Raw genomic sequence first — 13045 nt, 5'->3', positions numbered from 1 at the left:
CTTTTTCTGCTTTGCAGCCTGTCGTGCCGGACATTGCTGCGCCTTTGTCATGTTTCAGTTATAAATGAGCCAAAGTGAGTGCTGCATCTTATTTTCGGTGAGCGGATAAAAAAAAGCCGGATCGGGAAACGATCCGGCCTTTATACCGCCTGCCAATGATATTGGACCACTCACCCGGCTTAATCTATAACAATGTCCTCATAGCTTTGACGCCATGCCTTGGGGGGTACTTCGGTGCCCGGATTGAGGTAGCCTACGGCAATCAGCATGGGAATCCAGAAGTTGTCGGGGATGTTGAATTCCTTGCGAACCCCTTCATGGTCAAATCCGTCCATTGGATGAGATTCAAGACCGTTTGCCGTTGTGGCATACATCAGGGACATGGCGAAAAGTCCGGTGTTCTTGTTGGCAAATGCCTGCGAAGCCTCGGGGGATCGGCCGTAGAGGCCGCTGGTTACCCCGGAGAACCAGTCCCTTTGGTCTTCCGACATTTTCCCGGCTTTGACAAAGTCAGCGAAGACATTCTGAGCGGTGGCATTTTCAAGCTTCCAGCCATCGCGGTCAGCCAGAACAATAAAAATTACCGGAGCTTCGGTTACTTTCGGCTGGTTGAAGGCGAGTTCGCGCAAAGCCTGCTTGCGAGCCGGATCGCGTACTACCTTCAGCTTCCACGGCTGCAGGTTGTAGCTTGAGGGAGCATTCCCGGCCTGCTCGATAATTTTTTTCAGCATTGCCTCATCAACATCCCGGTTCGGATCAAAATAATTAACAGCTCGTCTTTTTTTGAGAATTTCTGCAAAGTCCACGATGCTAACCTCTTGGTTTCTGGTGTTTGATAAAAGTTCCGTCTTTATATTCCTGAAAGGCTTTTTCCAGCTCCTCGGCAGTGTGCATAACAATGGGCCCGCGCCAGAAAATGGGCTCGTTATGCGGTTTGCCGCTGAGAAGGAGGAAGGTCAGCGGGCTGCTGTCCGCTGCCACTGAAATTTCGTCCCCGTCCTCAAAGAGTACCAGCGATCGGTTTTCCACGGGTTCACCGTTCACCGAGCCCTGTCCACCGGTCGCGTATATGAATGTTGTGTAGCCCCTTCTGGTAGGATGGATGAATTCAATCCCTGCAGGAACCGTTATGTCCAGATATTCCGGGTTGATCCCGATCCCTCTGGCCGGGCCGGATACACCTTTAATCTCTCCGGCAATGATTCTTATGCTTATTCCGCCGTCACCTGCGATCACCGGGATTTCGTCAGACGTAATTTCACGGTACTGCGGGTCGACCATTTTGTCCTTTGCGGCAAGGTTGGCCCATAGCTGAAAACCGTGCATTGAGCCGTTCCGGTTTCCTTTGGGCATCTCCTGATGGATGATTCCGCTTCCTGCTGTCATCCACTGCACACTTCCGGACCTGGTTACGGCTGCATTTCCAAGGCTGTCCCCATGTTCCACCTCCCCCTTGAGCAGGTAGGTGATGGTTTCGATTCCACGGTGCGGATGCCATGGGAAGCCTTTGAGGTAATCATCCGGGTTGTCTGAGCGGAAATCGTCGAGCATCAGAAAAGGATCGAAAAGGGAGGCCTCAAAATATCCGAATGCCCTGTGCAGCTTCACTCCCGCACCTTCGTGGACCGGTTCACCGTAGAATATCTGTTTGATTTCGCGCCGCATTGGTATCTCCTGTATGATGATGTACCTGAATACATGCGGCCCATGTTATCAGTGTGCGTCAAATTTGCAAAGAGTAATTCGGAATGTAAGCGTTCTTACGGTTGCTCTATTGAAGATGTAGGTGGACAATTCAGACAAAAAAAGAACGGGATGCCTTCTACAGTTTCAGTTGCCACCTTCCTTAAAGAAAGAAACTGTTCGGCATCCCGGTCTTATCCGGTATATTCCGGCTGTTGGACGGCCTCCCGGACCCTAAGGTCCGCGAGGCTCCGAGACAACCATTAATACTTAAGCTTTCATGAGCTCTGCATAACCTTCTATGAGGTCGGTCACTACTGAAGGATCAGCAAGTGTCGAGGTATCACCGAGGTTGGAGGTATCGCCTTCAACGATCTTGCGCAGGATTCGGCGCATGATCTTTCCGCTTCTTGTTTTTGGCAGACCGGGGGCAAACTGGATGACTTCGGGAGAAGCCAGAGGTCCGATTTCCTTGCGTACATGGGCGCGCAGTTCTTTGATGAGATCATCGTCTTCATCGAATTCGGCCTTAAGGGTCACGTATGCGTAGATGGACTGGCCTTTGACCTCATGGGGCATGCCGACAACAGCTGCTTCGGATACTGCCGGGTGTGATACCAGTGCGGATTCGATTTCAGCAGTGCCGAGCCTGTGGCCGGAAACGTTGATTACGTCGTCGACGCGGCCCATGATCCAGAAGTAGCCGTCAGAATCCCTGCGGGCACCGTCGCCGGATTCGTATACTCCGGGGAAGCCCTTGAAGTACTGCTCCTTGAAGCGCTCCTTGTTACCCCAGACTCCGCGCAGCATTCCGGGCCACGGTTTTCTGATGACCAGGAATCCGCCTTCATTGGGACCGACTTCTTCGCCGTGACGGTCCACAATGGCCGCATCAATGCCGGGCAGCGGGAGGGTTGCAGAGCCGGGCTTGAGCGGAGTGGCGTAAGGCAGCGGAGACAGGATGTGCCCGCCGGTTTCAGTCTGCCACCATGTGTCCACGATGGGCAGTTTGGAATCGCCGATGTTTTCGTGGTACCACATCCAGGCTTCGGGGTTGATGGGTTCACCAACTGTGCCGAGAATGCGCAGGCTGGAGAGGTCATATTTCCTGGTCCACTGGTCTCCTTCACGCATCAGAGCACGAATGGCGGTGGGAGCGGTATAGAAGATGTTGACTCTGAACTTCTCGCAGACCTGCCAGAATCTTGCCGGATCCGGATAGGTGGGCACTGACTCGAACATGATGCTGGTCGAGCCAAGGGCCAGCGGTCCGTATACAATGTAGGAGTGTCCGGTTACCCAGCCGATGTCAGCCGTGCACCAATGTACATCGTCGTCCTTGAGATCGAATACCCACTGGCAGGTGTGGGCGGCATAGGTCAGATAGCCTCCGGTGGTGTGGAATACACCTTTGGGCTTGCCGGTACTGCCTGAGGTGTAGAGGATGAAGAGGGGATCTTCGGCATCCATCAGCTCGTAGGGGCAGTTGTCGGTGATCTCGGGATCGCTCATCAGTTCGGACCAGAGACGGTCACGGCCTTCAACCATTTCCACCTGGTTTCCGGCTCTGGGAACAACGATGCACTGTTCAACGGATGGACACTCTTTGAGGGCCTCGTCGGAGTTCGGCTTGAGCGGGATGGAGCGTCCGCCGCGCAGAACGCCGTCGCCGGTGATGTGGATTTTAGCACCGCAGTCATTGATGCGGTCACGCAGGCTGTGTGAACTGAAGCCGGCAAAAATGATGGAGTGAGGTGCACCGATGCGGGTACATGCCAGCATGGCGATTGCCAGCTCGGGAATCATGGGCAGGTAGATGGATACACGGTCACCCTTTTTTACGCCCAGTTTCTTGAGCACGTTGGCAAAACGGCATACTTCACGGTGCAGCATGTCGTAGGTGTAAACCTTTACCTCATGGTCTTCCTCGCCCTGCCAGATGAGCGCAGCCTTGTTGCGGCGGCCGTTGGCAATGTGGCGGTCGAGGCAGTTGGCGGACACGTTGAGCTTGCCGCCCTCAAACCATCTGATTTCAGGTTTGTCGAAATCGTATTCAAGGACGTTGTCCCATTTTTTGTCCCAGGTGAGGAGCTCCTCGGCGCGTTCGGCCCAGAAGCCTTCCATGTCGTTAATGGAACGGTCATAGATGGCTTTGTATTCTTCAAGGCTTTTCACGCACGCGGTGGGTACGTCGGTAGGAGGATTAAAAAGTCTGTTTTCCTTGGAAAGGCTTTCGATTTTTTGTTCTTCAGTCATGAGATGGCCTCCTGAAAGGTGTTTAAGGTGCCTGATTGTGCAGAAAAAGGTTTCCGGCAGGTGTTGCGGCTCGAAGCCGTTTTTCTGTCCAGATGAAAAGCTTATAGCGTTTTTTGCATTGCAGTGCACATGCTTTTCGATAAACGGCGGAAGAAAATCATAAAAGGAAAGTCGGAACCGTTTGGCGGATGCTATCGTCCGTTCACCTGTTGAGCATACCGTTTGCAGCTGTCTTTGGGGCTGGCAGAATACAATCCGGCACCCATGATGCAAATGTTTTCTCCGTGTGAAGTCAATTTATGGGTCGCAATGTGCCAATGAAGCTTTGCTTTCAGCCCGTTTTGAACGGGATCGGCTTAACAGTTTCAATCCGTTTGTGCTGTATCGGTTAGCCTGATTTAATTGATTACAAAGTACGAATGGGTTGAGTCTTTCCTGCCATGGTCACCTGAGTTTAGTTGACTGAGTCAAATAGTTTTGTTGACAAAGTCAATTAGTTTTAGGATAGTTGATTGAAATGAAAATGAACATGATTCAGAGAGGATTAGCGAATGGATATGTGCTTAAAGCGGGTGGAAAAAATACGCAGTTTCAATCGGTTCTACACTCAGGTGCTGGGGCTGTTGAGCTCCCGGCTTCACGAGAGTGAATACTCTTTGTCCGAGGCCAGGGTACTCTTTGAGCTTGGACAAGATTCCGGAATTGTATCTAAGGACCTATCCAGGCAGCTTTGCATGGATCCAGCGTATCTCAGCAGAATGCTGACGAGGTTCCAGAAACAGGGGCTGCTCATTAAGGAAAGATCTGAAGAGGATACCCGCAGGCAGATGCTGCGCTTGACTCCAGCAGGGGAGTCGGAGTTGAAACGGCTGCAGGAAATGTCGAACAGGCGGATTTCCGCCAGCCTGAATGGAATAGATGAGGAAAATCAGCTGCGCCTTCTGAGGGCCATGGATGACATCGAAGACGTTCTGAAAAAAAAAGACAAGGGTAACAGTTCATATCTTCTGCGTACACATCGGCCGGGAGATATTGGATATGTTGCATATAGACATGCTGTGTTTTATTCGGAGCAGTATGGATTTGACGTGACTTTCGATTCCTATGTTGCCTCGGCGTTGGCTGCGTTTGTGGAAAAGTTTGATTCACAGAAGGAAAGGCTCTGGATCGTTGAGCAGGGGAGTGCAACAGAGGGCTCAATCGCCATAGTGAAAGTAGATGCTGATGTTGCCCAGTTACGTTGGTTTCTGGTTGAACCGCATGCCAGAGGAAAAGGGCTGGGTAAAAAAATGCTGTCTGAAGCCGTGAGCTTTTGCAGGCGCAAAAAGTATAAAAAAATTATTCTGTGGACTGTAGACGAGCTTGGCGTTGCCAGAAAGCTGTACTCAAAGTTCGGCTTTCATGTGGAAAAGACAGAGTCGCACACTATTTGGGGAAAGCATTTAACTGAAGAGCTTTGGGAAGTAGACTTGGAGTAAGGGGTACACACAGTTGACCCTGCCGTTTCAATTAAATACGCACACCAAGCTGTTCCTCTCAATTGTCCGTTTGCGGTTGCCCGGGTCAGTGCACTTGCGTTATATCCTTATAAAGACATGGATTCGTGAGTCATAAACAATATAAGGATACCTGCTAATGAACGCTCTCGTCATCAACCTGACCCGCTTCGGAGATCTGCTTCAGACTCAGCCAGTTATTTCAGCCCTGACAGCCGACGGGTACAATACCGCTGTCATGTGTCTGAAGAATTTTGCAGGCACCACCAGGCTAATGCGCGGTGTGAGCGAAACTTTCCCCATGCCCGGGGCGGCCCTGCTGGCTGCGCTTGATCGGGATTGGAGGGACGCGCTGAGGATTTACGAATCATTCTGCAGTGAGATTGAGGAGAGATTCAGTCCTGACCTTGTGGTGAACCTGACTCCGTCCGTTTCTGCCCGCCTGCTTGCGTTGCAGTTAGGAAAGGGACGTGAAGTGCGCGGATTTGCCATGGACAGCTTCGGATTCAATGCCGACACCACCAGATGGGCGGCTTTCCTGCAGATGGCCTCAGCAAGTCGCGGGTCCAGCCCGTTCAATGTTGTTGACCTGTTCAGCAGGGTTGCCGGGCTTGAAAAAACGGCTCCTTTTATGTTGGCTGAGCCGCAACCCATGGAAAAAATTTCAGCTCTCAAACTTTTGGAGAATCCTGCAGACGGTGCTGAGGGATTCATCGGGTTTCAGCCCGGGGCAAGCGAGGACCGTCGCCGCTGGCCGGTTGAACATTTCCGGGAGCTTGGTGCCATGATCTGGAAAGATTTGCGCCGGGTTCCTGTTCTGCTGGGAACCGAGGGGGAGAAACCGCTGGGAGAGCGCATACTGGACGGAGCGGATTTTCCTGCGATCAATCTCATGGGGCGGACTTCCCTGAATGAGCTTTCAGCTGTCTTGAGACGTCTTGACCTGCTGGTAACCAATGACACTGGAACAATGCACCTTGCCGCAGGATCGGGAACACCGGTGGCGGCAGTATTTCTTGCTACTGCCCAGCCGTGGGATACCGGTCCCGCTGCAGAAAACTGCCTGTGCCTTGAACCGGACCTGCCCTGTCATCCTTGTCCATTCGGTGTGAAGTGTGTGCATGAAAATGAATGCCGCCAGCGGATAGGCTGTGATGCCGTCTTTCACGCGCTGAAGTCGTTTGTCCGGCAGGGAGATTGGCCGGAGCTCAGCGGCAGGGGCGTTCGCGCCTATGTCACAGGCCGTGACGAACTCGGTTTCATGGTCCTGAATTCCCTGTCCGGGCACGGGCAGACCGACCGCTATAAATGGATAACCCTCCAGCGGGAATTGTACCGTCGCTTTCTTGACGGGGAAGATCTTTCCGGATTTGCTCCTGTCTCGCCGGGTTTTTCCGGTGACTTTGCTGCGAAGCTGTCTGCACCGCTTGCCGAGTGCCGCGATTTCCTTTTTCTGCTCAGCAGGCAGGCCCTGCTGCTGCGATCCGATCCCATGGAAAAAATGAAAGTTAAGTTTCTGGCTAACTTCCAAAAGATAAAGGATATTCTGTCCTCATGTCAGGAGCTTTCGGTGCTTTCATCGCTATGGGAACTGGAGTCCCGCGGGCAGGATTCCATGGATGGTTTAGTCCTGTTATTGGACAGATACATGGGGCTGATCAACTGCATGTGTGTATCGGTAGTGTAGAAGTGGCATGACTCTTGTATGAATATGGGCGTACCGGACCAGCCGGAAAATTTTTACGTACCTATTCAGGAGGAGAGTCAAAATGATCGTTATCGATGGAACCAAGACTGATATAGATATCAGCAGTTTTGAAAATCTTGATCAGATTTTTGAAAAAATCATGGCCAGCGGGCAACTTGAGAACCGCATAGTGACCGACGTTCTGGTCAACGACGAGCCCTACAGCGAAATTTACCCCAATCAATCCGAAGATATTGACGTTTCCGAAGTGGAAAGCCTTGAAATCAAAAGTTCTTCCGCAACAGAAATGGCCAGTGCCATCACCCTCGAACTGTACAAGGTCGTCAACATTATGGCCGGTGGCGGCAAGCAGGTTGCCGAACTGTTCAGGCAGGCAGATGATGCCGAGGCCCTTGAGCTGTATCAGGATCTTCTTGACGTAACCCGCGATTTTCTGGGCATGGTCGGCAGTCTGCGCGACCATTTCTCCCTGAAGCACAGTGCCGATTTTGAAAAAGTTGTAGAAGACTTTTCCAGCCTTTTCTCTGAAATGACAGAAGTTCTCGAGAACGAAGACTGGATTTTACTGGCAGATTTACTTGAATATGAATTCCTGCCTTCCGTTGAAAAATGGAAGACCGTCATCTCCGTAATCCGCGAGGATATCAGGGAGGTCGCCAAGAGGTAACTGTTATGGCTAATACCTTGAATCTTCTCGATCAGGCTCTGGAAATCGGAAACGATGAGCTCAGACATCTCATGGCCGGAGAGGTTGATGAAGCCTTTGACGCGGCTGAAAGGAGAGGAGTTCTGACCAGTCAGGCTCTGGAAACCAAAGAGAGCGTGAGCCTTGATCAGATTCTTGATAAGCTGCACAAGCTTAAGACACTGCAAGGGCACCTGACCACTGAAGCCAAGAAGCTTCAGGCCACCCTCAAAGAGGATATAACCAGAGCCCGGCAGGAAACTACACGGTTCAAGGGGTACGGCAGGGCCGTTCGCGGCACCCCCCTTTCGCAGAGCCGCTATGTTCACAAAGTAGGCTGACGACAGGGAAGGGAATTACGGCTTTCTCTTCCGAAATTACGGTACAAGCATACGCCTGAATGTTATTCGGGCGTATGTTTTTGTATTCAGGGGAGATATGCTATCTCCAGATATCCGCATCGTCGGACATCAGTTCTGCCGTTCCGTTGCTTTCTTCCGTGATGGCAGCGCAAAATTCATCAATGCGGTCTGAAGGCATTATGAGTGTAAAAAGGATCTCCGAGCCGAAAGACTGTTCTTCTATTTCTGCCGAGAACTCGGGCAACGCCCGTCTGAGCATTCCTTCCAGCGCATAGCTTATTTCTACAGTGACCCTGCGCATAGGGACTTTCATGACCGTTTCAAGGGCTTCCAGCCCCTGCTGAACAGATCCTGAGTACGCCCGGACCAACCCTCCGGTCCCGAGTTTTATCCCGCCGAAGTATCTGGTCACCACTGCTGCAATGTCACCTATCCCACTTCCCTGTAGTACCTGAAGCATCGGTTTGCCTGCGGTTCCATGCGGCTCGCCGTCATCGCTCATACCCATTTCCCCGGTAAGCGGGGGGCCGGCTATGAAGGCTGAGCAGTGGTGACGGGCATCCGGGAATTCCTTTTTGATTGAAGCTATGAATTCTCTGGCTTCTTCCCTTGATGTCACCTTGCATAGATCACAGATGAAGCGGCTTTTCTTTATGACGTCCTCTGTGCGATTTTTTTTTGCCGGAACTGGGTAAGGTGTGCTGGTCATGTTTATGCCTGATTTAATTGAATTATTGCTGAGGTGTTTTGCGGCTCTCTTTTGTTAGCCTAACAAATTTCATTTTCAAAGTGATTTCTCTATTGACTTCTAAATGGTAATTGTTACTATTTAGTCAAGGTTAAAGGAGAAAGAGCTAAATTAGATAAATAAGGAGAGCGAAATGGGAAGCCTCAGAGATTACAGACATTGGGATATAGACTGGGAAATGACTCCTGAAGATGCAGTAACCCTGTATCTGGAGTGGGGAAACCATCCTTGGGATGCAAAGTTCACCCCCGTAACATCCAAGAGCGATTATACTAACTATTTCACCGTTTATATGTGGGACGACAAGCCCAGAATAATTTTCGTCCGCAGAAATTCGGAAGAAGCCAGGGAACTCCTCAGTATTGAGCTGCCCAAGGACATTGCCGAAAGGTTCAGAAAGTCAGTAGGTGGCCTGAAGGGGAACTACCCCATAAATGCTGAAGTGAAGGCCTGGATTGAAAAGCAAATGAACAATTAGCTCCCATCTCCTTATCATCTAACCCCGTGGGGAGGCAGACGTGCCCGGTCTGCCTCCCCATTATTTTTATGAATTCAGTCATAACTAAAATAGTAAATAAAACAGACGGTGTTTCATACGTTCTGTATAACGATTGAATGGTGAAAGATGGCTGTTACATTCTGATTCTTCCGGTAATGCATTGACATATGTTTGACCAGGACTACTAAAAGATCAGCACGAGGTGTACCGGAGAGCTGTTTTACTGTACTTGTCGATAAAATGTGTTTTGTTACTTGCCATCCGTACGAAAATGAGTAGGCTCTATTTTTTTCAACGTTGGATTACTGTTCTTTTAGTCCTGAAAGCTTCTTTTCAGGAGGCTGTTACCCCTTACAAAAGCAAGGAATTGCCGACGATCCTTTCCGGTTCTTGTTTCCGGATTGCAGGGATTACTGCATGCTGATGATTGCGGCACTACCATATTCTCCAAGGAGGCTCCCATGCCTGTAAAATTTGCCGACCGCATGGCTACCGTTCACCGGTCATTTATTCGCGAAATTCTTAAGGTAACTGAAGACCCGTCCATTATTTCTTTTGCCGGCGGACTGCCCAACCCGGAACTTTTTCCGGTGTCGGACCTTGAAGCTGCTGCCGTGAAAGTCATGGAGGAAACCGGACCCCAGTCCATGCAGTACTCCACCACTGAAGGTTTCCAGCCCCTGCGGCAGTATATTGCTGACCGTTACAAGGAAAAGAAGGGCATTGATGTCGATGCCGATGAGATTCTCATCACTTCCGGCTCCCAGCAGTGTCTGGACCTTCTCGGCAAGGTTTTCCTGAATGCCGGGGACAACGTTCTCATCGAGCGTCCCGGGTATCTTGGAGCAATCCAGTCCTTTTCAATTTTTCAGGCAAATTTCCTGACCGTAGGTCTGGAAAACGACGGTCCTGATCTTTCCGAGCTCGAAAAGGTGCTCGATGAAAACGAAATAAAGATGTTCTATGCCGTCACCAATTTCCAGAATCCCTCCGGCCTGACCTACAGCCCTGAAAAGCGTAAGGGCGTTGCCGAAATCCTCAGCGGGCGCGATATTATCTTCGTGGAAGATGATCCTTATGGTGAGCTGCGCTTCATGGGCGATTTCCACAAGCCTGTAGTCCGTGGATTCCTTGAAGAAAACGGTATCCTGCTTGGTTCCTTCTCCAAGGTTGCGGCCCCCGGTTTCCGTCTGGGCTGGATGGTCTGCCCCGGTGATATTCGTGACAAGATGATTATCGCCAAGCAGGCTTCCGACCTGCATACCAGCACATTCGCACAGCGCGTAATTCATCGTTATGTGACCGATTTCTCCCTTGATGATCACATTGAGAAAATCCGTGAGCGTTACGGCAACCAGCGTGAAGTGATGGTCAAGTCGATTGAGGAGTACTTCCCCGCAGAAGTAAAGGTGACCCGTCCAGAAGGCGGAATGTTCCTGTGGGTAACCCTGCCCGAAGGAATGTCTTCCATGGATCTCTTCGACGAAGCGATCAAGAACAAAGTTGCGTTTGTTCCCGGACGTCCGTTCTACGTGGATGGAACCGGCGAGAATACTTTCCGCCTCAACTTCTCCAACTCCGATGAAGCACGCATCGTGGAAGGCATCAAACGTCTCGGTGCCGGAATCAAGGACTTTCTTGCTAACTAGTAAGGAATAATTATAAAAGGAGACCTCCGGCGGCCCTTCGGGGACCAAAGGAACTTTTTGTAAAAAGTTTCTCTGGACTTTTCAAAAACTTTTGACAGGTCTTCGCCGCGTGGCTTGATAAATTATACAGATAAAAAAAGCCCTGCTGAATAACTTCAGCAGGGCTTTTTTGTATTCAAGTTATTTTTAAGGCAATCTACTTAGCGGTTTTTTCGAGCAGCCAGGCGATGTTTTCGCCCAGATTTTTCATGGTCTCGATACCTTCCACATCCTTTTCAACATCACCCGGTTCGCGTCCGAATCCGACGTTCCAGTAGGTTGATCCGGGTACGATCATGCCGCTGATGAAGAAGAAGTGGTTGATGGAATTGAAAACGTGAATTGAACCGGCCCGGCGGGCTATGGCTACACCTGCGCCGATCTTGCGGGCAAGGAGGTTGCCGCTGGCACGGGTGACCATTCCGGCACGGTCGATGAGGGATTTCATGTTGGTGGTCACATCGGCAAAGTAGGTGGGGGAGCCGAGGATTATGGCATCGGCTTCGATTATTTTGGCAATGTGTTCGTTCATGTCATCGTTTTTGATGGCACATTTTCCGTCCTTCCGCTCAAAACACTTGTAGCAGGCGATACAGCCTGAAAGAGGTTTGGGCCCGAGTTCGATGAGTTCTGTCTCTACGCCAGCCGCTTTGAGAGGGGCGAGGACAGCTTCGAGCATGATGGATGTGTTTCCGCCTTTACGGGCGCTTGCGTTGAAGGCTACTGCTTTCATGTCTTTCTCCTGAAATTGGTTGACCGGTATCAGATGCCGGACCAGTCAATGTTCTGCTCGGTTTCATCGCGCATTATACCGTTCATGGTGAACTGAACTCCGATGCGGTATGAAGTACCGTCCAGCTCTTCTATGGAACGGATACGCCCGGCATACCAGTATGGTTTGAATATTTTCTGACGGAAGTTGAACATGAAGATGTTGATAAGCACATCATCATTTATGTTGAATTTCTTGTCTATCAACCCCTGATGGGCACTGACCCCTATCCCGCCGTTGGAGATGTTTATGACCTGGTTTATCTCGTGCCCGGAGGCCCGGGGGTCGTAGGAATTAACTGCAAGGTCCGGGGCGGCATCAGCAAATGCCATGGCATCGCCTTTGGGTTTTCCGCGCCATATCTTGACCCTGATGAACTGCTGGTCCACCACGCGCTTGCGTTTATGCTGACGTCTTTTAACCAGTGCGAATCCCGAAGGCGGGGTCAGCAGCACTCTGCCGCATCCGTCTTCATTGCAGTCAAGGTTCTGTATCTTTGAGTTGAAAGCGTTTACTCGTGAAGTTCCGAACCTTTCGGGAGGAAACATCAGGGTAAGTTCTGCCGGGGCTGTAACCTTTGAAATTCCGGTATCTTCAATTATTTCGAGCCGTATTCCATCGTCTTTTATCTTGGTCACAACAGCCCTGCCGATTATTCTTTCAGTGAGCCCGGCAGCAGCAATGTCCATTATTGTACCGTTTTTTTTGAAAAAATCAGCAAAGTCTTCCGGGTTTTGCGGGGAGCGGACCTGCTGTTTTTTTGCCGGACGCAACAGCAGATAAGCGGCAAGGGCCGCCAGAAAAGCTAAACCGCCCGCTGCCGCAAGTATTATAGGTATGGCTTCCGGCGGCAGTGTCTCGAAAAAACGTTGTGCCGGGACAAGGACAGACGAGTTCAGGCGGTCAAGCAGTTGGGTGAGGTCTGAATAATCCATTGTCAATTTTCCTGTAATGGCTATTATGACATACTGAGACAACTTTTCAGCATCCTTCTATGTATGTTTGACATGCATTAATGTCAATGTTGCGTAAAGGCTGGACTAACATCGCTATTATGGATAATCAGCTCGACTGTGGGCGGTTGTTGTACCGTCTGATTGACCTGATTCTCCGGTGGTATTTTATCTGCCGAAGACTCGAAACGGAAC

The 13045-nt window shown here is 50.6% G+C and carries 12 protein-coding genes and 1 pseudogene; 7 read left to right on the top strand and 6 right to left on the bottom strand.

Features of this window, described 5'->3' with window-relative positions:
* Positions 1–179: 179 nt before the first annotated feature.
* From N7E73_RS04380 to acs, 3 genes are all read right to left on the bottom strand, one after another.
* On the bottom strand, positions 180–806 hold the full coding sequence (locus N7E73_RS04380; protein ID WP_432737808.1) for a nitroreductase family protein: 627 nt from the start codon (positions 804–806) through the stop codon (positions 180–182).
* A gap of 4 nt (positions 807–810) precedes the next feature.
* The gene (locus tag N7E73_RS04375; protein ID WP_432737807.1) at positions 811–1665 is read right to left on the bottom strand and encodes a pirin family protein; all 855 of its coding nucleotides are present in this window, start codon (positions 1663–1665) and stop codon (positions 811–813) included.
* A 288-nt stretch (positions 1666–1953) separates the two neighbouring features.
* The gene (gene acs / locus N7E73_RS04370; protein ID WP_432737806.1) at positions 1954–3939 is read right to left on the bottom strand and encodes an acetate--CoA ligase; all 1986 of its coding nucleotides are present in this window, start codon (positions 3937–3939) and stop codon (positions 1954–1956) included.
* A 551-nt stretch (positions 3940–4490) separates the two neighbouring features.
* Here acs and N7E73_RS04365 point away from each other — a divergent pair.
* The 5 genes and pseudogenes from N7E73_RS04365 to N7E73_RS04345 form a co-directional block, all read left to right on the top strand.
* A pseudogene (locus tag N7E73_RS04365) lies at positions 4491–4751 on the top strand (MarR family winged helix-turn-helix transcriptional regulator); the annotation flags it as partial.
* A gap of 48 nt (positions 4752–4799) precedes the next feature.
* Positions 4800–5417, top strand: coding sequence for a GNAT family N-acetyltransferase (locus tag N7E73_RS04360; RefSeq protein ID WP_432738833.1), 618 nt, complete (start codon positions 4800–4802; stop codon positions 5415–5417).
* 157 nt (positions 5418–5574) lie between these two features.
* The gene (locus N7E73_RS04355; RefSeq protein ID WP_432737805.1) at positions 5575–7122 is read left to right on the top strand and encodes a glycosyltransferase family 9 protein; all 1548 of its coding nucleotides are present in this window, start codon (positions 5575–5577) and stop codon (positions 7120–7122) included.
* An 82-nt stretch (positions 7123–7204) separates the two neighbouring features.
* Positions 7205–7810 carry a hypothetical protein gene (locus N7E73_RS04350; protein ID WP_432737804.1) on the top strand — a complete coding sequence of 202 codons (606 nt, stop codon included), beginning with the start codon at positions 7205–7207 and terminating at the stop codon, positions 7808–7810.
* A gap of 5 nt (positions 7811–7815) precedes the next feature.
* Positions 7816–8169 (top strand): hypothetical protein, encoded by a 354-nt coding sequence (locus N7E73_RS04345; protein ID WP_432737803.1) that lies wholly within the window; start codon positions 7816–7818, stop codon positions 8167–8169.
* A gap of 100 nt (positions 8170–8269) precedes the next feature.
* Here the strand turns inward: N7E73_RS04345 and N7E73_RS04340 are convergent, their stop codons facing one another.
* A complete protein-coding gene (locus N7E73_RS04340; RefSeq protein WP_432737802.1) occupies positions 8270–8899 on the bottom strand; it encodes a YigZ family protein in 630 nt (209 codons plus the stop codon).
* 172 nt (positions 8900–9071) lie between these two features.
* Between N7E73_RS04340 and N7E73_RS04335 the strand changes: the two genes are divergently transcribed.
* Positions 9072–9416 (top strand): DVU0772 family protein, encoded by a 345-nt coding sequence (locus N7E73_RS04335; protein ID WP_432737801.1) that lies wholly within the window; start codon positions 9072–9074, stop codon positions 9414–9416.
* Between the two features lie 482 nt (positions 9417–9898).
* A complete protein-coding gene (locus N7E73_RS04330; RefSeq protein WP_432737800.1) occupies positions 9899–11086 on the top strand; it encodes a PLP-dependent aminotransferase family protein in 1188 nt (395 codons plus the stop codon).
* A gap of 196 nt (positions 11087–11282) precedes the next feature.
* Here the strand turns inward: N7E73_RS04330 and N7E73_RS04325 are convergent, their stop codons facing one another.
* Together N7E73_RS04325 and N7E73_RS04320 are read right to left on the bottom strand one after the other, a co-directional pair.
* Positions 11283–11858: a flavodoxin family protein gene (locus N7E73_RS04325; protein WP_432737799.1), complete on the bottom strand. Its 576-nt coding sequence runs from the start codon at positions 11856–11858 to the stop codon at positions 11283–11285.
* Positions 11859–11887: 29 nt separating this feature from the next.
* Positions 11888–12832 (bottom strand): PilZ domain-containing protein, encoded by a 945-nt coding sequence (locus tag N7E73_RS04320; protein ID WP_432737798.1) that lies wholly within the window; start codon positions 12830–12832, stop codon positions 11888–11890.
* Positions 12833–13045: the final 213 nt, after the last annotated feature.

It is taken from the genome of Maridesulfovibrio sp. FT414 (genome assembly GCF_050916235.1).
Lineage (GTDB): Bacteria > Desulfobacterota > Desulfovibrionia > Desulfovibrionales > Desulfovibrionaceae > Maridesulfovibrio.
The sequence above is the reverse complement of the archived record's forward strand: the minus strand, read 5'-3'. Positions and strand labels throughout refer to the sequence as shown.